The organism is Rhizobium sp. SAFR-030 (assembly GCF_059415005.1).
Window position 1 is genome coordinate 121,722 of record NZ_JBPFDO010000001.1, and the last position, 21,257, is coordinate 142,978.

Below are 21,257 nucleotides of genomic sequence, written 5' to 3' on the forward strand. Positions count from 1 at the left end.
TTCAGCCGCGCCGGACATCCGGCGAGGTTTCTCGTTGCGCGCACCGGTTTGGCGTTCACGACCGGTCGGCGGCAGGCTATGATTTTGCTTTCCATCAGCAGAATCGGATGCCTGCGCATGTCTCTTCCCACCGATACCGTTCTCGACCGCTTTCTCCGCTACGTCGTCATCGACACCCAGTCGGAGGCCACCTCCACCAGCCAGCCGTCGACGGAAAAGCAGAAGAACCTCGGCCGGATCCTCGAGCAGGAACTGAAATCGCTGGGTCTTGCGGACGCGCATCTCGACGAACACGGCAATGTCTACGCGACGATCCCGGCCAACACGGCCAAGACCGTGCCGGTGATCTGCCTCTGCAGCCATATGGACACGGCACCGGATTTTTCCGGCACCGGCGTCAAGCCGCAGATCGTCAAGAACTACCAGGGCGGCGACATTCGTCTCGTCGGCGACACCAGCCAGGTGATCCGCGTCGCGGAACATCCGGAACTGCAGGCGCAGATCGGCCACGATATCGTCACCACAGACGGCACGACGCTGCTCGGCGCCGACGATAAGGCGGGCGTGGCGGAGATCATGACCGCTGCGCAGTTTCTTCTCGCCAATCCGCAGGTGAAGCACGGCGCGGTAAAAATCCTCTTCACCACCGACGAGGAGATCGGCCGCGGCGCCGACAAGGTGGACCTCAAAAAGCTCGGCGCGACATTCGGCTATACGCTCGACGGCTCGACCATCGGCGAGATCGAAAACGAGACGTTCTCGGCGGACGGCGTGACGATCGAGATTTCCGGCGTCGCCATGCATCCCGGCACCGCCAAGGGCCGGATGGAAAATGCCATCAAGATTGCCAGCGCCATCGTCGCCCGGCTGCCGCAGGACCAGGCACCGGAGACCACCGAAGGCCGCCAGGGCTTCATCCACCCGGTCGGCATCAGCGGCACGATGGAAGGGGCCAAGATCGGCTTCATCATCCGCGATTTCGAGGATGCCGGACTGTCCGAGAAGGAAGACCTGCTGAAGGCCATCGCCGAGGACGTGATGAACGCCTATCCGGGCTCCACCTACAGCTTCACGGTCAAGGAGCAGTACCGCAACATGCGGATCGTCCTCGACCGGCATCCGGAGATCATGGATAACCTTATCGAAGCCACCCGCCGCGTCGGCCTCGAGCCAAAGATCACCAGCATCCGCGGCGGCACCGACGGCTCGCGGCTGTCGTTCATGGGGCTTCCCTGCCCCAACATCTTCACCGGCGGCCACGCCTATCACTCGCCGCTCGAATGGGTGAGCGTGCAGGACATGGAGACGTCGGTCCGGGCCATCGTCGAACTGGTGAAGGTCTGGGAAGAACGCGCCTGATCAACGCCAGAATACGAGAGCCGGTGTTCCAGACCAACGGCTCTCGGTCTCCGCGCGATATCGCAAAACCCTGGCAGGTGGCGATGTAAAACGAGATGGGCGGCGCCCGAACGCACACGCGCTGTCAGACATCAAAAATGTCGAGATTGCCTAGATAGATAAGGTCACCAAGGTCCATGCCGGAAGGTGACCCTACTCGGCCGCCAACCGGTCGAGCTTCACCGGCTCGTCGTCCTGCGCATCGGGAAGCCCCGGTGCCGTCTGCACGTCGAGATCGGGGAAGGCGACGATCCGCTTGCCGGAGAAGTCCGAATGCACGACGACCAGGCCCTGCTCTTCGAAATAGCCGAGAAGCCGGCGGGCGCGACGCGCCGAATGGGTGCCGTAGGCCTTGGCGATGCGCATGTCGGAGGGGCAAGGCTCGCCGATCAGAGCTGCCTTGGCGAGCATCAGGAACACGCCCTGCAGGTCGTCGGACACCCGCGCCGAAAGCTCCAGCGCCGTCTGCCAGCCGGGGGTCGCGGCGGTTTCCTCGTCGACGCCGGCGCGCGAAATCGCAACCCGTCGGCGGAATTCGCCCATCGGCATCGGCGGGCCCGGCAGACGGCGCATGCGGACGCGCACCAGGAAATCCTGGTAGAGCACCGAATCGGTGCGGTAGGCGGCCTGCGGATCGTCGATGATTTCCGCGAGCACCGCGTTCAGCCGCTCTTCGCGCTGCTCTGCCGATAGCTCGGGCTGCACCGGTCGGCTAGGGTCGGCCGCCATCGGTGCGGCGGCCGGCGTCGAGCGAGACAGCTCCGCCAGGATATCCGTCGTCGGGCGCGGCGCCGGCGGCGCGCGTCGGACGATCGGACGGGTGAATTCTTCCGGATCGGGCGTGAAGATCAGCTCTTCCACATCCTGCGGCGCATCCGGCAGCGGCATGAGCTTCGGCGAGGAGGAGCGCGCCGAGGTTTCGACGTTGCCGATGACGATCGGCAGCGGCCGGCGCGACAGGGCCGGACCGAGTGCGACGAAATTGCCGCGCTTCAGATCGCGGAACATTTCCGCCTGGCGGCGATCCATGCCGAGCAGATCGGCGGCGCGCGCCATGTCGATATCGAGAAAGGTGCGGCCCATCAGGAAGTTCGAGGCTTCGGCGGCGACATTCTTGGCAAGCTTTGCCAGGCGCTGGGTGGCGATGACCCCGGCAAGACCGCGCTTTCGACCACGGCACATCAGGTTGGTCATGGCGCCGAGCGACATCTTGCGCGCATCCTCGGAAATGTCACCACCGACCGACGGTGCAAACATCTGCGCCTCGTCGACGACGACCAGCACCGGATACCAGTATTCGCGGTCGGCATCGAACAGGCCGTTGAGAAAGGCGGCGGCGGCACGCATCTGGTCCTCGAGGTCGAGACCTTCCAGCGTCAGCACGCAGGAGACGCGGTTCTTGCGGATGCGGTTGGCGATGCCGGCAAGTTCCGCCTCGGTGCGCTCGCCATCGACCACCACGTGGCCGTACTTATCGGCAAGCGTGACGAAATCGCCTTCCGGATCGATGACGACCTGCTGTACCCACGGCGCCGACTGCTCCAGCAGACGACGCAGAAGATGAGACTTGCCGGAGCCGGAATTGCCCTGCACCAGAAGACGGGTCGCCAGCAGCTCCTCGATATCGAGCTTGGCCGGCTGCCCGCCGGTCACAGTTCCCATATCGATGCCTACCTGCACTGCACTACCTCGACTGCCGCCACATCATCTGGTCGATCGTTACACGTCGCCCATCGGCAACCCTGTAGCAAATATCCGCCGAGTCGGCTCGGCCAAAGGCGCCCTCATCAACAGGCAATTCTCTCAACGACGGCTCAGGCAGCGGCGCGGCGGAAGCCGAGGGTCAGGAGCCCGGCGCCGATCATCAGTGTTCCGCCGGTGCGGTTGACGATCCGCTGCACCTTTGGCTTGACGATAGTCTCGCGCGCCGCGGACGCCAGCAGGCCGTAGAGGCCGGCATTGATGATGGCGAGCCCGAGAAACGTCGTCTGGAAGATCGCCATCTGGAAGAACAGCGGTTGGGCCAGATCGAGGAACTGCGGCAGGAAGGCGACAAAGAAGATGATGCTCTTCGGGTTGAGCGCCGTCACCACATAGGTGTGCAGAAAGATCCGCACCGGACGCGCTGCGGGGACGTCGGTCGCCTCCGCCGTCGGTTCGCCGACCGGTGTTCGCCAGAGCCTGATGCCGAGATAGATCAGGTAGGCGGCGCCTGCCCACTTCAACCCCGTGAACAGCATGGAGGATGTGGCGAGAAGCGCGCCGAGGCCGAGCATAGACGCCGTCATGGCGGTGAAATCGCCCAGCGCCACGCCGGCAACCGTTGCGGTGGCTGCCCGACGACCGTGCGAAAGCGCGTAGGAAATGACCAGCAGGATGGTCGGCCCGGGGATCGCCAGCAGCACCGCCGAGGCGGCGACAAAGGCCAGCCAGTGTTCGATCGACATAAGTATCATTCCTCCCTGCAGAGGCTGCAGCAATCCACCGTTCGCGCCGCTTGGCAAGAGGGTTGGTCAAAGAGGGTTCCGGCAACATCCGTCGGTAATGGAGGGGAAGATCAGGTCGCGCAGCCAGTCTCTCGATCGTTGGCCTTGCCAAAAGCTTCAGAAACCTCGGTCCCGGTGCGCGACAAGCAGCCGAGATATTCGGCCAGAGGGGCTGAAGGTACCGCCCGATGCCTCCCGGAAATCATCTGGCCGAGGGCCTCTGCGCCGAACGAAGCGTCTCAGGCGGCCGAGTGATCGGCCGCCTGATCGTCAGAGGTTGGGAAACCGGATGCTCCAGAGCGAGAACGACTGGGGCTTCAGCGTCTCGTCTTCGACATGGATGCCGATATCGCGCAGCATGCGATCCGACAGATGACGCGTGTCGTTCACGTGACTGCGGCGCCTGAATGCGGCGACGAGGAGTGCCCGCGCGACCCGCCAGAACCCGAACTTCCGGAAGAGGTCGTCGACGACGTCGGCAACCATGACTTGCATATTGGACATAGCTATTCTGCCCCGGTGCCGCCAGGCAGCCAGGTCCTTTCGATGTTTGAAAAGACGTGGTGCAGGCGCAAGGCGGATCACGACGGAGTCGTGGCGTTGGCTGATCACGTCATGGTTCAGGAGAATGTGCTAAACTGAGGAAATCAGTGCACAAGAAGCCGCTCAGGCGAGCGAGGTTACTCGTCGGGTATCAACCGAATAAGATGGCATGGCCATCACGAGCTGTCCGCCGGAGACGTGCATAAGCATGGTAAAATCGGTCATGGTGCGTCTCCTTTCAATTGTGTGTTGCGGATAGCGACAAGGTGACACAGGCCTTGCTGCTCGACAAGAGCGCAATTGAAGATTGCAGACAAACGCGCCAATCCGTTGCTGAAAAGCAACAGGACGCAACTCCACCCATTGCGTCAGCGGATCGACAGGCCGAATCCCTGCATCAGGCGGCGGGTCGGGAAGTCGGGAGCGCCGGATGTAAGGAGCGCAACGTCCGGCGCGTCCGGATGATCGGTATCGTCGGCTGCCGGTACCAGCCGCCGCGCCTGTCGGGCGATGGCTTCAGCCGGATCGAGCCAGTCGACCGGCCAGGGAGCCAGCCGGCGGAACAGGTTGGCCATGAACGGGTAATGCGTGCAGGCGAGCACGACGATATCCGTCTTCGATCCGTCCTTCTCGACAAAACACGGCAGGATCTCGTCCCGCACGCTGTCGTCTGAAAGAGCTTCTCCGCGGATATAGGCTTCCGCCATGCGCGCCAGGTTTTCTGAACCGACGAGGCGCACGTGGCACTGGCTGGCAAACGACTGGATGAGGTCGCGCGTATAGGCGCGCTTGACGGTGCCGGGGGTGGCCAGCACCGAAACGAGGCCCGAGCGGGTGCGCTCGGCGGCAGGCTTGATCGCCGGCACCGTGCCGACGAAGGTCATCTGCGGGAACTTTTCGCGCAGTGCTGCGCCTGCCAGCGTGAACGCGGTATTGCAGGCGATGACGCAGACTTCTGGACGGTGTGCCTGCAGCAGTTCATCGAACAGCGACAGGATCCGCGCTTTCAGCGCCTCCTCCTCCCAGCTTCCATAGGGGAAGGCCGCGTCGTCGGCGATGTAGACGAAGCGGCGCTCCGGCATCAGCACGCGCACTTCGCGCAGCACCGTCAGCCCGCCGATGCCGGAATCGAAGACCAGGACCGGCTTCAGTTCACTTGCCGTCGTCATTGCGGTCGTCGGCCTCCGCGTTCGGCCCGCCGGCCGTCCACCCGGCCGGTGCCTTGCCCTCGGGCCAGCGTCTCTGGAACCGGTCGAGCGACGAGATCACGCCGCGCAGCACGCTGATCTCCGGCTCCGTAAAGCCCGGCCGCGACAACACCGAGCGCAGGTTGTCGATCATCCGCGGCACCTTGTTGGGCGGATGGAAGTAGTTGCGCGCGCCCAGCGCATCCTCGATCTGATCGAAGAAGCCGATCAGCTGCTGCTTGCTCGCCGGCTTCTGCTCGACCTTCTGGAACGGCGTCGTCGCGCCGTCCTCCATGCCGCTCTTCATCCATTCATAGGACATCAACAGCACGGCCTGGGCGATGTTCAGCGAGGCAAAGGCAGGGTTGACCGGGAAGGTAACGATCTCGTCGGCAAGCGCGACCTCCTCGTTGGTCAACCCCCAGCGTTCGCGCCCGAAGAGAATACCGGTCCCCTCGCCGCTAACGAAACGCTGGCGCAGCATGGCCGCCGCCGTCACCGGAGCGCGCACTTCCTTGAAGCCGTCGCGGTTTCGGGCGGTGGTGGCGAAGACGAAGTTGAGGTCGGCGACCGCCTCTTCGAGCGACGAAAACACCGTCGTCGCCTCGATCACGTGATCGGCCTTGGCGGCGGCGGCCTGCGCCTTCTCGCTCGGCCAGCCGTCGCGCGGATTGACCAGCCGCAGTTCCGCCAGGCCAAAATTGGCCATGGCGCGCGCCACCATGCCGATATTCTCGCCGAGCTGCGGTTCGACGAGAATGATCGCCGGGCCTTCCGCCACAAGTGTCCGCTCGCTGTTGGTGCCTGCCATGTTCAATCCCACATCCGAAATCGGCGCTTCCCTCGCACAGTCGCGGCGAAAAATCAAAGCGCCGTCGGCAGCCCCTCACCTCCAGCGGCGGCAGACAGCCATCTCCGGCAGATGGCCGAACAGGGTTTTCGGTCTATTGCCCTTGGCCCTTGGCCAGCGACTGCATCTCGGCCAGCACCGAATCGCGCTCGCCATCGGCCGCCCGATGGATGTCGTCGATCACCGGCGTGCCGTCTTCGGTGATGACGTCGAAATGCACCTCGGAAACCGAGTTCTTGATCTCCGCCTCGTCGATGCAGGTCCACATCTTGAAGCTCGCCTTGACATCGGTCAGACCGTCCTTGAGGGGACCGGCGCCAATTTCGAGGTTTTCGAACGGGCAGCCGTCCTGCGAGTTCGTCACCACGTCGTAGCCGAAGGGATCGCCCGGCTCGTTGTTTTCCGTATCATAGGCCGGATGCTTCGCGGCCTCCTTGTAGGCGGCCTGGAACCGCTTGCTGAAAAGCTTCGACAGCGGTGCCGGATCGAAGATGTATTTCCAGTCGGCGTCCACCGTGCCCCAGTTGGTCTTGGTGATGTCCATCACCTCGCGCACGGGCGCCGTGACATCGGCGGCGGGCGCCTGGAAGGCGGCCATGGAGATGAAGAGCGCAAGCGGAAGGACGCGCATGATGCTGTGAGAATCCCTGGTTGAAGTGATGCGCGAGATTATCCTGCGGCCCCGGTTTGGCAAAGGCAAATCTGGTCTCTGCGCTTTGCGTTCCGTTCCGGCGGTGCTATAGCGCTCGGGACTTAAGTCCACCCACCGGGACCCCGCTGGTCCCGCATCTCTAAGAGGCAGATATATGAACAAGATCAAGGTCGCCAATCCCGTCGCCGATCTCGACGGCGATGAAATGACGCGCATCATTTGGCAGCTCATCAAAGACAAGCTGATCCATCCATATCTCGACCTCGACATCGATTACTTTGACCTCTCGGTCGAGAACCGCGACGCCACCAATGACCAGGTGACCATCGACGCCGCCAACGCGATCAAGAAGTACGGCGTCGGTATCAAGTGCGCGACGATCACGCCGGACGAAGCCCGCGTGAAGGAATTCAACCTCAAGCAGATGTGGAAGAGCCCGAACGGCACGATCCGCAACATCCTCGGCGGCGTCATCTTCCGCGAGCCGATCATCTGCAAGAACGTTCCGCGCCTGGTTCCGGGCTGGACGCAGCCGATCGTCGTCGGCCGCCACGCCTTCGGCGACCAGTACCGCGCCACCGACTTCAAGTTTCCCGGCAAGGGCAAGCTGACCATCAAGTTCGTCGGTGAAGACGGCACCGTCATCGAGCGGGAAGTGTTCGACGCTCCCGGCGCCGGCGTCGCCATGGCCATGTACAACCTTGACGACTCGATCCGCGAATTCGCCCGCGCCTCGATGATGTACGGCCTGATGCGCAAGTGGCCGGTCTACCTGTCGACCAAGAACACCATCCTCAAGGCCTATGACGGTCGCTTCAAGGACATCTTCGAGGAAGTCTACGAAGCCGAGTTCAAGGACCAGTTCAAGGATGCCGGCATCACCTACGAACACCGCCTGATCGACGACATGGTCGCCTCGGCGCTGAAGTGGTCGGGTGGCTACGTCTGGGCCTGCAAGAACTACGACGGCGACGTTCAGTCCGACACGGTCGCACAAGGTTTTGGCTCGCTCGGCCTGATGACCTCGGTCCTGCTGACCCCGGACGGCAAGACGGTCGAAGCGGAAGCCGCACACGGTACCGTGACGCGTCACTACCGCCAGCACCAGAAGGGCCAGGAAACCTCGACGAACTCGATCGCCTCGATCTTCGCCTGGACACGTGGTCTGGCGCACCGCGCCAAGCTCGACGACAATGCAGAGCTCGCACGGTTTGCCTCGACGCTCGAAAAGGTCTGCGTCGACACCGTCGAAAGTGGCTATATGACCAAGGACCTGGCGCTGCTGATCGGCCCCGACCAGCCGTGGCTGTCGACCACCGCCTTCCTCGACAAGATCGACGAGAACCTGCAGAGAGCCATGGGCGCCTGAGCCCAGGGACACTGTTGACAGACATGAAGCCCGGCCGCTCGCGCCGGGCTTTTTGTTGACGCCGATCGTCGACGCTTGTCAGGTGCGGCGGACGGTCGTAGAGAACGAACATAAAGCGAACGATGAGGGAGACTTCCGTGGAACTGACGCTCTATACCCACCCGATGTCGCGCGGCCGCATTGCCCGCTGGATGCTGGAGGAGATCGGCCAGCCCTACACGGTCCATCCTCTCGCCTACGGCGATGCGATGAAGGATGCCGCCTACCGCGCCATCAACCCGATGGGCAAGGTTCCGGCCCTGATACACGGCGATACCGTCGTTACCGAATGCGCGGCGATCTGCGCCTATCTCGCCGACACGTTTCCGCAGGCTGGTCTTGCGCCGACGGCGGGTGAGCGTGGCGCCTATCTTCGCTGGCTGTTCTTCGCGGCCGGACCGCTGGAAGCCTGCGTCAGCAATCGCAGCCTCGGCATCGAGATCCCCGAGGAGAAGCGGCGGATGATCGGCTACGGTTCCTACGAGACCGTGGTCGAGGCGCTGGACGGGCTGCTGTCCGAGCGCGCCTATGTCGCAGGCGAACGGTTCACCGCAGCCGACGTCTATGTCGGATCGCAGGTGGCGTGGGGAATGATGTTCGGCACGCTGGAGCGCCGCCCGGCATTCGAGGCCTATGCCGCGCGGCTGATGCAGCGCGACGCCGCCAAGCGGGCGCAGGCACTGGACGACGCGCTGGCAGAAGAGATGCAGCCGAAAGCCTGAAGCCTTCGCATTTCATGCCGTGCCGCCGGCCGGCTTGCCGGCGGCACGGCTGCTTTCCGTTTGGCGTGCCGCCTGCCTCGTGATATGCAGCGGCCCATGCAAAACACCTCTTCCCTTACACCCGTGCACGTCGTCGGTGGCGGCCTTGCGGGCTCCGAAGCCGCCTGGCAGCTGGCCGAGGCCGGCGTGCCCGTCATCCTCCACGAGATGCGCGGCGTGCGCGGCACCGATGCCCACAAGACCGATAGCCTGGCCGAACTGGTCTGCTCCAACTCCTTCCGCTCGGACGATGCGACCGCCAATGCGGTCGGCGTCATCCATGCCGAGATGCGGCTCGCCGGCTCGCTGATCATGGCCTGCGCCGATCGCCACCAGGTCCCCGCCGGCGGAGCGCTGGCCGTCGACCGCGACGGGTTTGCCGAAGCCGTCACCGAAGCGATCGCCGGCCATCCGCTGATCACGGTGGTCCGCGAAGAGGTCAAGGGCCTGCCGCCTGAGACATGGGGCCTGACGGTCGTTGCCACCGGACCGCTGACGTCCGCCGCCCTGGCGCAATCGATCCAGGCGCAGACCGGCGAGGATGCCCTCGCCTTCTTCGACGCCATCGCGCCGATCGTCCATCGCGACACGATCGACATGGACATCTGCTGGTACCAGTCGCGCTACGACAAGGTCGGGCCGGGCGGCAACGGCAAGGACTACATCAACTGCCCGATGGACAAGGATCAGTACGATGCCTTCGTCGATGCGCTCATCGCCGGAGACACGGTCGGCTTCAAGGAATGGGAAGGCACACCCTATTTCGACGGCTGCCTGCCGATCGAGGTGATGGCGGAACGCGGCCGCGAGACGCTGCGCCATGGCCCGATGAAGCCGATGGGGCTGACCAATTCGCACAATCCGACCGTCAAGGCCTATGCCGTGGTGCAGCTGCGCCAGGATAACGCGCTCGGCACGCTCTACAACATGGTCGGCTTTCAGACGAAGCTGAAATACGGCGCCCAGGCGGAGATCTTCCGGATGATCCCCGGGCTGCAAAATGCCGAATTTGCCCGCCTCGGCGGCCTGCACCGCAACACCTACATCCATTCGCCGACGCTGCTCGATCATACGCTGCGACTGAAGAGCCGTCCGGCTCTGCGGTTTGCCGGCCAGATCACCGGCTGCGAAGGCTACGTGGAAAGTTCCGCGATCGGCCTGCTGGCCGGCCGATTTGCCGCAGCCGAGGCACGCGGCGAGACACCCTCGCTGCCGCCGGCCACGACCGCGCTCGGAGCCCTCCTCAACCACATCACCGGCGGCCACCTTGTCTCCGACGACGAGCCCGGCAAGCGTTCGTTCCAGCCGATGAACGTCAATTTCGGCCTGTTCCCCGAGCTGGCACCCGGATCCATCGTCAGGCCGGAAGGCGTCAAACGCTTCCGCGGCAAGGACAAGACGATCATGAAGCGGCAGCTGATGGCGCGACGGGCGCTCGAGGATTGCGCCGGCTGGCTCGGCAAGCCGGTTCCTCCGGCGGCCATTGTTTCGGCCGAACCGTCGGACGAGAGCCCGGCCGGTTCGTCAGATGGTGGAGCCGTCGCGCTTGGCGTCGGCGTCGCCTGATCCGGCAAGGCCGGCGGCGACATAGTTTCCGAGCAGCCAGAGCGACACTTCCGCCGCAATGGCCGCACTGGCAAACACGAACTCGCCGTTCTGCGTCGGCGAGTCGAGGAATTCCACGGCAAAGCCGCGGCCGTTGAACAGCGGTGTGACGCGGGCACGTCCCGGCTCGATCAGATGGCAGGCATAGTGGTGGCCGTAATTGCGCATCACGCCCGCCTTGTTGTCGTGCAGCCGAACGAAGATGGCGTTGCCATCCACGGTCTCATGAAGATTGCGGATCGCCTCGTTGGGGAAAGCCCGGCCGAACTCGATGATCGCCAGCCCCGCATCGTGGCGGCTGCCCTCCTCGCGATCCTTCGCCATCCGCGTCGCGTAATAGGCGATGAGGATGACCACCAGAGAAATGATCGACCAGGTCACCAGGCTCACTTTTGATCCCCTTCACAGCCAATGCCAGCGCATCGTGGAGATTAGTGCGCGAGGCTTGTGCGAGTTTGACCTTGGTGGCGCGTGGGATCAGAGTCGCTTGAGGGCGAGCGTGCGCACCATGCGCATCTGCCGCCGCCACTGCGGCGGCTGTAGCGGTGCGTCGAAGAAACGGCTGCCGAGGCTTGCCGCACGCCGCAGGACGGGTTCCGCCAGCGATGCGGGCAGGAAGGCGGCGAGAATGGCCGGCGGGATTGTCCCGGCCTTTCGCGCCTGAGCGAGATGATCGAGGCCGAGGCCGGCCAGCGCTGCAATGGCATGGCCTGCCTGCTCGTCCGCCTCTCCAGACAAAAACCTATCCCGATCGAGGCCCGTCGCCGACAGGATGTCGAGCGGTACGTAGAGCTGCCCGCGGCGGCGATGCGACGGCATCAGCAGCAGCAGGCCGGCGATGGCCTGAGCGACGCCTGCGTGACCGGCGATATCCGACGCCTTCATCGCCGACGGCGCGTCGAGCACCAGGCCGGCAAGCTGGATGAGCGCCGAAGCGGTTTCGCCCGCATAGCCCTCCAGGGCGTTTCGATCCGGCAGCGGATCGTCGTAGAGGTCGAAGATGCGCGCATCGATCATGTCGATCAGCGTCCGGCGCGGCAACTCGTAGGCGGCAATCGTCTCCAGCAAGGCAGCGGCGACCGGATTGGCGGCGCTCTCGCCCTGCTCCTGGCCCTCCAGCAGATCCCGCCACCACTGAAGGCGGATCTCGCCGGCCAGCGGCTGCTGCACGACGTCGCGCACCCGGGCAATTTCGGCATTGAAGGCGTAGAGGGCAGCCAGCGGGCCGCGCTTGGCCGCCGGCGACAGGAGGCAGGCAAGGTAGCGGTCGCGATCCGTGTCGCGCAGCGTCGACAGGCAGATCTCCCAATGATCGGCGGCTGTTGCCGTCAAAGCCTATTCCTCCGCTTGCCGCTTACGTCAGACGGCGATCAGAGCGGCGGCCACCGGCCGCTGCTCGCCGAGCATGATGTTGTACGTGCGGATGGCGGCTCCGGTTCCCATGGGATCGGCAGATATTCCCCGTGCGCGGAAGGCAGCCTTCAGCGCAGCCGGCAGGGGACGGATGGTGTGGCCGGTGCCGACGAGCAGGAATTCGAAATCAGCGGCCTCCGCAATCACCCGCTCAAAGGCCTCGATATCGAGCGGCGCGCCCTCCTCCATGCTCCAGCCGTAGATGCCGGACGGCAGGCAGAGCAGCGATCCGCGATGCGACATGTCGGCAAAGCGGAAGCCGCCATTGCCATAGGTATCGATCGGTGCGCGGCCCGGAAAGTGGGCGTCGCGGATATCCGGCACGCGCGGCATGTCAGGTTCTCCGCTTGCTGCCGGCGATGCTGGTGCCGGGGCTGACGGCGCCTTCATTGGTACCGAACGCATCACTGCGCAGGCGGAAGGCGATCAGCACAGGTGCAGCGATATAGATCGACGAGAAGGTGCCGACGGCAACGCCGAATAGCATGGCGAAGGTGAAGGAGCGAATGACCTCGCCACCGAAGATGTACAGGGCCGAGAGCGCGATCATGGTCGTCAGGCTGGTGAGCACCGTGCGCGACAGTGTCTGGTTGATCGAGATGTCGATCAGCTCCGACAGCGGCATCTTCTTGTAGCGCCGCAGGTTCTCGCGCATCCGGTCATAGACGACGACGGTATCGTTCAGCGAATAGCCGACAATGGTGAGGATGGCCGCGATGCTCGTCAGGTTGAACTCGATGCCGGTCAGCACGAACAGGCCCATGGTGAGGATCACGTCGTGCATCGTGGCGATGATGGCGCCGACGGCGAACTGCCACTCGAAGCGGACCCAGATGTAGATGAGGATGAACAGCAGCGCCACGCCGACACCAAGCGTCGCGGTGAAGGACAGCTCACTCGACACGGCCGGTCCGACGACCTCGACACGGCGGAATTCGTAGTCCTGCTCCAGGTCGTTGCGGATGCGCTGCAGCGCCGACTGCTCGGCATTCTCGCCGCCGTCCTGGGCCTGTACGCGCACGAGAACGTCCTGCGTCGAGCCAAATCCTTGCGCCTGCACTTCACCGAGGTTCAGCTGATCGAGCCGGGCGCGGATGTCGCCGATATCGGCATCGCCCTGACGCGCTTTCAGCTCGATGATCGAACCGCCGCGGAAGTCGATCCCGAAGTTCATGCCGACGCCGGTGAAACCGATGACCGATGCGATCGACAGGGCTGCCGCGAGCGCGAAGGTGTATTTGCGGATGGACATGAACGGCAGGCCGCGTCCGTCGAAGATGCCGGTGCGGATGCCCTTGGGCAGCTGCTTCGGCCGGGCGCGCCGCACCCACATCGCAAACATCCAGCTGGTGAAGGTGAACGCCGTGAACACGGTCGTGACGATGCCGACGGCCAGTGTCACGGCAAAGCCGCGGACCGGGCCTGAGCCGAGATAGAAGAGCACGACGGCTGCGATCAGCGTCGTCAGGTTGGCATCGACGATGGTGCCGAAGGCGCGCTTGAAGCCGCTGTCGATGGCCGGCAGCAGCGATCGCCCGCTCTTCACCTCTTCGCGGATACGCTCGTAGATGAGGACGTTGGAATCCACCGCCATGCCCATGGTCAGTACGATGCCGGCGATACCGGGCAGTGTCAGCGTCGAGCCGATGAGGCTGAGCACAGCGAGGATCATGATGATGTTGGCGGCGAGCGCGATGTTGGCGAGCAGGCCGAAGAAGCCGTAGAAGGCGAACATGAAGCCGGCCACCGCAATTGCGCCGATGACGCTGGCGACGACGCCGGCGCGGATCGAGTCGGCGCCGAGGCCTGGTCCGACCGTCCGTTCCTCGACCACCGTCAGGGTCGCAGGCAGTGCGCCTGCACGCAGCAGGACGGCAAGATCGTTGGCGCCTTCAACGGAGAAGTTGCCGGAGATCTGGCCCGAGCCGCCGATGATCGGCTCGCGGATGACCGGCGCCGAGATCACCTGGTCGTCGAGGACGATGGCGAAGGGGCGGCCGACGTTCTGCTGCGTCGCCTGCGCAAAGCGCTGCGCGCCGCGTGCGTCGAAGCGGAAGGTGACGACCGGTTCGTTGTTCTGCTGGTTGAAGCTTGCCTGCGCATCGACGAGGTTTTCGCCGGAGACCAGCGCCTGGCGCTCCACCAGATAGGGCACCGGCGGATCGTCGGTCGAGTACAGGACCTCGGAGGCGGCCGGCGGCCGGCCGTTGACGGCTTCCTGCACCGGCACGCTGGTATCGACCATATGAAAGGAGAGCTTGGCGGTCTGGTTCAGCAGGCCCTTCAGTCGCTGCGGATCCTGGAGGCCGGGAACCTGGACGATGATGCGGTCGTCGCCCTGGCGCTGGATAAGCGGCTCGGTCGTGCCGAGTTCGTCGACGCGACGGCGCACGACCTCGATCGACTGGTTGACCGCACCGGAGAGGCGGTAGGCGATGCCGGCATCCGTCAGGTCGAGGCGCAGTAGGCCCTCGCCGGCGTCCTCGAGCGTGACCTCCTCGATCGTGCCGCCAAAGGTGCCGGAAGAGACCGGCTGCAGCAGCGGCTGCAAGGCCGTGCGCGCCGCTGCAAGCTGGGCGACGTCGGTGATTCGCACCTGGATCTGCTGGCCCGTTCCGGTCAGGCCGGTGTAGCGGAAATTCGCCTGCCGCAGCACATTGCGCACGTCACCAACGATCGTTTCCAGCCGTTCCTTGACGATATCGGCCGGCTCGATCTTGAGCATGATGTGCGACCCGCCCTGCAGGTCGAGGCCGAGCGTCACCTTCTTTGCCGGAAACCAGGCGGGCAGTTTTGCCAGCTGGTCGTTGCTGAAGAAATTGGGGGCCGCAACGAGTGTGCTGATGGCGATCACGCACCAGATCAGCAGGGTCTTCCAGCGAGAAAAATACAGCATGGCGCTCTCAATGATCCGGTAATGATCCGGTGGATGGCGCCGGCCCGACCGGCCGGCGTCGCAGGTGTCAGGCGTTTTCGGTCTTGACCGGCTCGCCCTTGACGCGAACTTCGGCCACGTAGCTGCGCAGCACGCGGACCTTCACGCCGTCGGCGATTTCGACTTCCAGTTCGTTATCGTCGATGACCTTGGTGACCTTGCCGGAGATGCCGCCGCCGAGAACGACCTGATCGCCACGACGGATGTTGGTGAGCGTCTCCTGCCGCTTCTTCAGCTGAGCGCGCTGCGGGCGGATGAGGAAGAAGTACCAGACCACCATCAGCGGCGCGAAGAGGAAAAGCATTTCCAGTCCCGATCCGAATGCGGACGAAGCCGGTGCAGCACCCGTGGCTTGGGCAAATGCTTCTGTAACGAACATGGATAACTCCCAGAGATAAGCAAGAACGGAGGTACGCTCCGCAGAGGCCGCCGAGATATAGTTGCGAACACGGCGGATGCAACTGTAGCGGCAGCCGGAGAGTACCGATTTAAGGCCTCTTACCCTTTCGATAGGCAAAAGGCCATGCTACCCGCAGCGAAATCCGCCACGCTTGTGGCAAGGCAATCCGGAGGTGAGGATGTCCACCGATATGAGCGAGCTCTTGCTGAGCGAAGTACGCCGGCTGGCGGATGCGCTGGAGCGGCTGGCGGGCCCTCCTCCGGCCAAAAATGACTGGTCCGCAGCCGACTGTTTCGTCTGGGTGCCGGTCAATCAGTACCTCCAGCCGGTGGCTCGCCCGAACCGCGTCGCTCTTGGCCTCATTCGCGGCGTCGATCACGTTCGCGACATCCTCCACGAGAACACGCTGCGCTTCGCCGACGGCTACGCCGCCAACAACGTGCTCCTCTGGGGAGCCCGCGGCATGGGCAAGTCGTCACTGGTCAAGGCGGTGCATGCCGATGTCCAGGCCGCCACGCAGACTCCGCTTAAACTGGTGGAAGTGCACCGCGAGGACATCGCCTCGCTGCCGGCGCTCCTCGATATTCTCAAGTCGTCGGGCCTCCGGGTCATCGTCTTCTGCGACGACCTTTCCTTCGATCACGACGACACGGCATACAAGTCGCTGAAGGCGGCGCTCGACGGTGGTATCGAGGGCCGTCCGGACAATGTGCTGTTCTACGCAACCTCCAACCGCCGGCACCTGCTGCCGCGCAACATGATGGAGAACGAGCAGTCGACGGCAATCAACCCGTCGGAGGCCGTGGAGGAAAAGGTGTCGCTGTCGGACCGATTCGGGTTGTGGCTCGGTTTCCACAAGTGCAGCCAGGACGACTACCTGTCGATGATCGACGGCTATGCGCAGCACTTTGACCTCGGCCTCGATCGCGAGACGCTGCATCATCAGGCGCTGGAATGGGCGACCACCCGCGGTGGACGCTCCGGCCGCGTCGCCTGGCAGTACATCCAGGATCTCGCCGGGCGCCTGCGAAAGCCGCTCGAGCGGGTTTGATAGTCTCGGCATTCGCCGAACACAAAAAAGCCCGGCGCGATGCCGGGCTTTTTCGCATTCCTCGTACGCAATACAGATCGAGGAACGGAACTGCTTGTCTTCCTATTCGAGGAAGGTGATCGGGTTGACCGGCGTCGCGTCCTTGCGGACTTCGAAGTGCACCTGCGGACGCTTGGCGTCGCCGCTCATCCCCGAAGTTGCGATCGTCTGGCCGCGCTGAACCTTCTGGCCGCGCGACACCGAGATGTTCGAGGCGTGCCCGTAGACGGTGACCTTGCCGTCGTCGTGGCGCACCAGCACCGTGTTGCCGAGCTGCTTCAGGCCGTTGCCGGCATAGATGACGACGCCATTCTCGGCAGACTTGATCGGGGTACCCTCGGGCACCGAGATGTTGATGCCGTCGTTGCGGTTGCCGTCGACGTTCTGGCCGTAGGATGCTGTCACCGCACCGGTTACCGGCCAGCGATACTTGGAGATGCCGGTCGCCGTCGGTGCGGCGGCGCTGACATCCGACTTCTTCTCGACGTCCGTCAGGCTTGCCGACTGGGCGCTCGGCGCTTCGACCGCCTGTGCCGGGGCATCGGGCTTGGCGACAACCGGCTCAGCCTTGATCGGAGCGGCCGGCTTTTCAACTGCCGGACGGACGATCGACGCCGTCTTCATCTGGTCGCCAGCCTCGCCGGAAACCTTCAGCGTCTGGCCGATCCGCAGATTGCCGTCGTTGAGGCCGTTGTCAGCTTTCAGGCGGTCGATCGGCGTCCGGGTCGCCTGGGCGATCTTGCTCAGCGTGTCCCCGGCCTTCACCGTATAGCTGCCGGGGGACGGCGGTACGGCGCTGCCACCGGTGGGCGGCGTGAGCTTGGCACCTTCGGCCTGCGCCTTGTCGCGCGCCGTGGCCGAGGGAAGCACCGCAACCTTGTCGCCGTTTTCACGCGCCGGCATCGGCGGATTGCTGTCCTTCGGGAGATCGATCGAGCCGGCGGCCATCTTGGCGGCATTGCCGCCGCCGAAGGTCGGGATGACGACGATCTGGCCGGCGGTCAGAGCACCGCCGTTGGCACGCAGGATTTCCTTTTCCGGCACGCCGTAGCGACGCGAGAGCGTGGCGGCGGTTTCACCGGGACGAAGCGTGACCTTGGGTGCGTTGGCAGCCGACCAGCCGGCCGGGCGTGTCGAGCCGGTGGTGACGTTGTCGCCATCGACGGCCGGCGGACGGCGAACGGGTGCGGTCTCGGCGGTGCGCGGCGGCAGCGGCTGGGCCATCGCCTGCTGGCGGTTCTGCGGTTCGCTCACCGGCGGCAGCGAAGAGGAGCCAGGTGCCGACAGCGTCGAGCGCTGGACGGCGACGGGAGCGGCAGCCGAGCGGGCCGGCGAAGCCGATGCAGACGGGTAGCTGCCGGAGTTGGCCGAAGGATAGGATTGCGCGACGGGGCTGCGGCCTGCGCCGTAGCTCGGCTGGCCGCCGTTACCGACGTCCTCGGTCGGCATTGGCGCCTGGCCGTAGGCGGCACCGCCCTGCCGTTGCGGAATGGAGGCCGTGGTCAGGTTATCGCGGTCGAAGACACCTGCGAACCGGGTCGCGTCGGAGCTGCACCCCGTCGCGGCACTTGCCAGCAGAGCCGCCACGGCGATGCGCACGGCTGACTTTCTTACATTCGACGTTTTTTTCACACGCATGACCCGACCTACAAGACGCAACCACATTGAGAGTGATTAAAGCGCGTTAGTCTTACCGACGGGTTAAGGTGCCGACAGGTCGATCATTTTTTTGAGAAATTGCTAACCATGAATCGGGCCGGAGACGCGGCTGATTACCGAGATCAAAGATGCGCCGCGATGTGGGTGACGAGCGGCAGGTAGGGTGCCTGAAACAGGTCCTCGCGCTCGAAGCGGCTGCCGGTCTTGGTCAGCCGCACCATCATGCAATGTTCCTCGTCGATCATCAGCGGCGCCACCATTGAGCCACCATGCACCAGTTGATCGGCATAGAAACGCGGCATTACCGGAAACGCAGCGGTCACCAGGATGCGATCGAAGGTCCCCTCGCCCGGCAGACCATTGCTGCCGTCCGCCTGGCGGATGATGACGTTGCGCAACGCCAGCGCCTCCATGCGCGCCTGCGCTGCCGTAACCAGCGTCCGGTAGCGGTCGAGCGACAGAACCCGCTCGGCGGTGCGCGCCATGACGGCGGTCATGAAGCCGCTGCCCGTGCCGATTTCGAGCACCCTGTGGCCGGGCTTCACCTGCAGCCGCGACAGGATGCGGACGGCAAGATCGGCGCCCTCCATGAATGAACCGCAATCGATCGGAATGCTGCGGCTGGAATAGGCTTCGGCCGTGAATTGCGGCGGCACGAACTGCGAGCGCGGCGTCTGCTCGCAGGCGGTCAGCAGATCGAGGTCGGTGATGCCCTCGGCGCGAAGCCGAAGCACGAGTGCCGCAAATCCCTCCCTCTCGATCATGCCTGATTTCAAGCAAGGTCTCCCAGGGCAGCGGCCAGCCGGTCGCGGACCGAATGATCGGTCAGATCTAGCTTCAACGGCGTCACCGAGATCCTGTCGGCGCGCACCGCATGAATATCGCTGCCTTCGTCGAACTGTCCCGTACGGGTGCCGAAGCGCAGCCAGAAGTATGGATTGCCGCGACCGTCCTGGCGCTCGTCGACGACGAGGGCGAAATCGGTGCGGCCCTGCGCCGTCACCGACAGGCCGGCTACCGCGTCCGGGGCACAGGCAGGGAAGTTGACGTTCAAGAAGGTGCCGGCCGGCAGGTCCTGCGTCATCAGCTTCTGGATCAGCGCCGGTGCATGGGTCTCGGCGACCCCCCAGGGAAGCGTACGCACGCCGTCCTCCATGCGGACCGCCTGGCTGAGCGCCAGCGACCGGACGCCCTGGATCGTGCCCTCGATCGCCGCCGCCACCGTCCCGGAATAGGTCACGTCGTCGGCGATGTTGGAGCCGGCATTGACGCCCGAAAGGATGAGGTCCGGCTTGCCGTCGAGGACGTGACGGATGCCCATGATGACGCAATCGGTCGGCGTGCCGCGCAGTGCGAACCGCCGCTCGCCGATCTGGCGCAGCCGTAGCGGCTCCGACAGCGTCAGCGAATGGGCAAGGCCGCTCTGGTCGGTCTCCGGCGCCACGATCCAGACATCGTCGGTGAGCGTCAGGGCGATGCGCTCAAGCGCTGCCAATCCGTCCGCATGAATGCCGTCATCGTTGGTCAGCAGGATCCGCATCGTGTCGTCAGGCGCCTTTCTCGATTTTCGTCAGGCCGCCCATGTAGGGCAGCAGGACGTCCGGAATGGTGACCGAGCCGTCCTCGTTCAGGTAGTTTTCGAGGACAGCGATCAGGCAGCGGCCAACGGCCGTGCCGGATCCGTTCAGCGTATGGACGAAGCGCGGCGTCTTCTCGTCCTTCACCCGGTAGCGGGCGTTCATCCGGCGCGCCTGGAAATCGCCGCAGACGGAGCACGACGAGATTTCGCGGTAGGCATTCTGCCCCGGCAGCCAGACTTCCAGATCGTAGGTCTTGCGGGCACTGAAGCCCATGTCGCCGGTGCACAGCGCCATGGTGCGGAAATGCAGGCCCAGCCGCTTCAGCACTTCTTCGGCGCAGGCAGTCATCCGCTCATGCTCGGCCACCGCGCTTTCGGCATCGGTGATCGACACGAGTTCGCATTTCCAGAACTGGTGCTGGCGCAGCATGCCGCGCGTATCACGGCCCGCCGATCCGGCCTCGGACCGGAAGGAGGGGGTCAGGGCGGTAAACCGCAGCGGCAGCTTTTCCTGGTCGAGGATTTCGCCCGAGACGAGGTTCGTCAGCGTCACCTCCGCCGTCGGGATCAGCCAGCGGCCGTCCGTCGTGCGAAACAGGTCTTCGGCAAACTTGGGCAGCTGGCCCGTGCCGAACATCGCCTCGTCGCGCACCATCAGCGGCGACGAGACTTCGGTGTAGCCGTGCTCGCGCGTGTGGAGGTCGATCATGAACTGGCCGAGCGCCCGCTCGAGCCGGGCGAGCTGGCTGGTCAGGACTGTGAAACGGCTACCGGACAGCTTGGACGCCCGGTCGAAGTCCATCATGCCGAGCGCTTCGCCGATGTCGAAGTGCTCCTTGGCCGCATGGTTCCAGCCCGGCTTCTGGCCGATCACCCGGGCGACGACGTTGTCGTGCTCGTCCCTGCCAACCGGCACGTCGTCGAAGGGAATGTTGGGAAGCTGCGACAGAACGTCGTCAAGCGCTGCGATCGCGGCGCGCTCGTCCTGCTCCACGGCCGGCATCGTTTCCTTGAGATCCGACACTTCCGCCTTAAGCCGCTCGGCAAGCTCAGTGTTCTTCTGCGCCATCGCAGCGCCGATCTCCTTGGAGGCGGCATTACGACGCGACTGCATGTCCTGGAGCTTCTGGATGACGGAACGGCGCGTCTCATCCAGCGCGATGATGGCGTCGGCCTGCGGCTCGGCGCCGCGCTTGCGCAGCGCCTCGTCGAGGAGAGCGGGGTTGTCACGTATCCACTTGATATCGAGCATCGTCGTTCCAGGTCGCCTGCGGTTGTGGCCGTAGGGCTC

The 21,257-nt window shown here is 64.5% G+C and carries 20 protein-coding genes; 5 read left to right on the forward strand and 15 right to left on the reverse strand.

Going from position 1 to position 21,257, the window contains the following annotated elements; translation table 11 throughout:
* Positions 1-117 precede the first annotated feature (117 nt).
* Complete coding sequence (pepT, locus tag ACR65N_RS00635) at positions 118-1,359, forward strand: peptidase T (protein WP_440455365.1); 1,242 nt, start codon at positions 118-120, stop codon at positions 1,357-1,359.
* Positions 1,360-1,551: 192 nt separating this feature from the next.
* On the opposite strand, the gene ACR65N_RS00640 is transcribed toward pepT, so the two are convergent.
* The 6 genes from ACR65N_RS00640 to ACR65N_RS00665 form a co-directional block, all read right to left on the reverse strand.
* Positions 1,552-3,078: a helicase HerA domain-containing protein gene (locus ACR65N_RS00640; RefSeq protein WP_440455366.1), complete on the reverse strand. Its 1,527-nt coding sequence runs from the start codon at positions 3,076-3,078 to the stop codon at positions 1,552-1,554.
* Between the two features lie 134 nt (positions 3,079-3,212).
* Positions 3,213-3,845 carry a LysE family translocator gene (locus ACR65N_RS00645; RefSeq protein WP_440455367.1) on the reverse strand — a complete coding sequence of 211 codons (633 nt, stop codon included), beginning with the start codon at positions 3,843-3,845 and terminating at the stop codon, positions 3,213-3,215.
* Between the two features lie 309 nt (positions 3,846-4,154).
* Positions 4,155-4,388, reverse strand: coding sequence for a DUF1127 domain-containing protein (locus ACR65N_RS00650; protein ID WP_440455368.1), 234 nt, complete (start codon positions 4,386-4,388; stop codon positions 4,155-4,157).
* A gap of 407 nt (positions 4,389-4,795) precedes the next feature.
* The gene (gene murI / locus ACR65N_RS00655) at positions 4,796-5,596 is read right to left on the reverse strand and encodes a glutamate racemase (protein ID WP_440455369.1); all 801 of its coding nucleotides are present in this window, start codon (positions 5,594-5,596) and stop codon (positions 4,796-4,798) included.
* Entirely contained in the window at positions 5,580-6,425 is an 846-nt protein-coding gene (locus ACR65N_RS00660) for an RNA methyltransferase (RefSeq protein WP_440455370.1), read from the reverse strand. The genes murI and ACR65N_RS00660 overlap by 17 nt, the downstream gene beginning before the upstream one ends.
* A gap of 133 nt (positions 6,426-6,558) precedes the next feature.
* Positions 6,559-7,095, reverse strand: coding sequence for a hypothetical protein (locus ACR65N_RS00665; RefSeq protein WP_440455371.1), 537 nt, complete (start codon positions 7,093-7,095; stop codon positions 6,559-6,561).
* A 175-nt stretch (positions 7,096-7,270) separates the two neighbouring features.
* On the opposite strand from ACR65N_RS00665, the gene ACR65N_RS00670 reads away from it, so the two are divergent.
* From ACR65N_RS00670 to trmFO, 3 genes are all read left to right on the forward strand, one after another.
* The gene (locus ACR65N_RS00670) at positions 7,271-8,485 is read left to right on the forward strand and encodes an NADP-dependent isocitrate dehydrogenase (RefSeq protein ID WP_440455372.1); all 1,215 of its coding nucleotides are present in this window, start codon (positions 7,271-7,273) and stop codon (positions 8,483-8,485) included.
* A gap of 137 nt (positions 8,486-8,622) precedes the next feature.
* Positions 8,623-9,246 (forward strand): glutathione S-transferase family protein, encoded by a 624-nt coding sequence (locus ACR65N_RS00675; protein WP_440455373.1) that lies wholly within the window; start codon positions 8,623-8,625, stop codon positions 9,244-9,246.
* A 96-nt stretch (positions 9,247-9,342) separates the two neighbouring features.
* Entirely contained in the window at positions 9,343-10,851 is a 1,509-nt protein-coding gene (gene trmFO / locus ACR65N_RS00680) for a methylenetetrahydrofolate--tRNA-(uracil(54)-C(5))-methyltransferase (FADH(2)-oxidizing) TrmFO (RefSeq protein ID WP_440455374.1), read from the forward strand.
* Here the strand turns inward: trmFO and ACR65N_RS00685 are convergent.
* From ACR65N_RS00685 to yajC, 5 genes are all read right to left on the reverse strand, one after another.
* A complete protein-coding gene (locus ACR65N_RS00685) occupies positions 10,810-11,280 on the reverse strand; it encodes a hypothetical protein (RefSeq protein WP_440455375.1) in 471 nt (156 codons plus the stop codon). The genes trmFO and ACR65N_RS00685 overlap by 42 nt on opposite strands.
* An 87-nt stretch (positions 11,281-11,367) precedes the next feature.
* On the reverse strand, positions 11,368-12,222 hold the full coding sequence (locus ACR65N_RS00690; protein WP_440455376.1) for a phytoene/squalene synthase family protein: 855 nt from the start codon (positions 12,220-12,222) through the stop codon (positions 11,368-11,370).
* Between the two features lie 27 nt (positions 12,223-12,249).
* On the reverse strand, positions 12,250-12,636 hold the full coding sequence (locus ACR65N_RS00695) for an Mth938-like domain-containing protein (RefSeq protein WP_430308053.1): 387 nt from the start codon (positions 12,634-12,636) through the stop codon (positions 12,250-12,252).
* 1 nt (position 12,637) lies between these two features.
* Complete coding sequence (gene secDF / locus ACR65N_RS00700; RefSeq protein ID WP_440455377.1) at positions 12,638-15,199, reverse strand: protein translocase subunit SecDF; 2,562 nt, start codon at positions 15,197-15,199, stop codon at positions 12,638-12,640.
* A gap of 67 nt (positions 15,200-15,266) precedes the next feature.
* Positions 15,267-15,617 carry a preprotein translocase subunit YajC gene (gene yajC / locus ACR65N_RS00705; protein ID WP_440455378.1) on the reverse strand — a complete coding sequence of 117 codons (351 nt, stop codon included), beginning with the start codon at positions 15,615-15,617 and terminating at the stop codon, positions 15,267-15,269.
* A 199-nt stretch (positions 15,618-15,816) separates the two neighbouring features.
* On the opposite strand from yajC, the gene ACR65N_RS00710 reads away from it, so the two are divergent.
* Positions 15,817-16,689: an ATP-binding protein gene (locus ACR65N_RS00710; protein WP_440455379.1), complete on the forward strand. Its 873-nt coding sequence runs from the start codon at positions 15,817-15,819 to the stop codon at positions 16,687-16,689.
* A gap of 102 nt (positions 16,690-16,791) precedes the next feature.
* Here the strand turns inward: ACR65N_RS00710 and ACR65N_RS00715 are convergent, their stop codons facing one another.
* The 4 genes from ACR65N_RS00715 to serS form a co-directional block, all read right to left on the reverse strand.
* Positions 16,792-18,393: a peptidoglycan DD-metalloendopeptidase family protein gene (locus tag ACR65N_RS00715; protein ID WP_440455380.1), complete on the reverse strand. Its 1,602-nt coding sequence runs from the start codon at positions 18,391-18,393 to the stop codon at positions 16,792-16,794.
* Positions 18,394-18,509: 116 nt separating this feature from the next.
* Entirely contained in the window at positions 18,510-19,151 is a 642-nt protein-coding gene (locus tag ACR65N_RS00720) for a protein-L-isoaspartate(D-aspartate) O-methyltransferase (RefSeq protein WP_430308048.1), read from the reverse strand.
* Positions 19,152-19,159: 8 nt separating this feature from the next.
* A complete protein-coding gene (gene surE / locus ACR65N_RS00725) occupies positions 19,160-19,927 on the reverse strand; it encodes a 5'/3'-nucleotidase SurE (RefSeq protein WP_440455381.1) in 768 nt (255 codons plus the stop codon).
* A 7-nt stretch (positions 19,928-19,934) separates the two neighbouring features.
* Positions 19,935-21,218: a serine--tRNA ligase gene (gene serS / locus ACR65N_RS00730; protein ID WP_440455382.1), complete on the reverse strand. Its 1,284-nt coding sequence runs from the start codon at positions 21,216-21,218 to the stop codon at positions 19,935-19,937.
* Positions 21,219-21,257 lie beyond the last annotated feature (39 nt).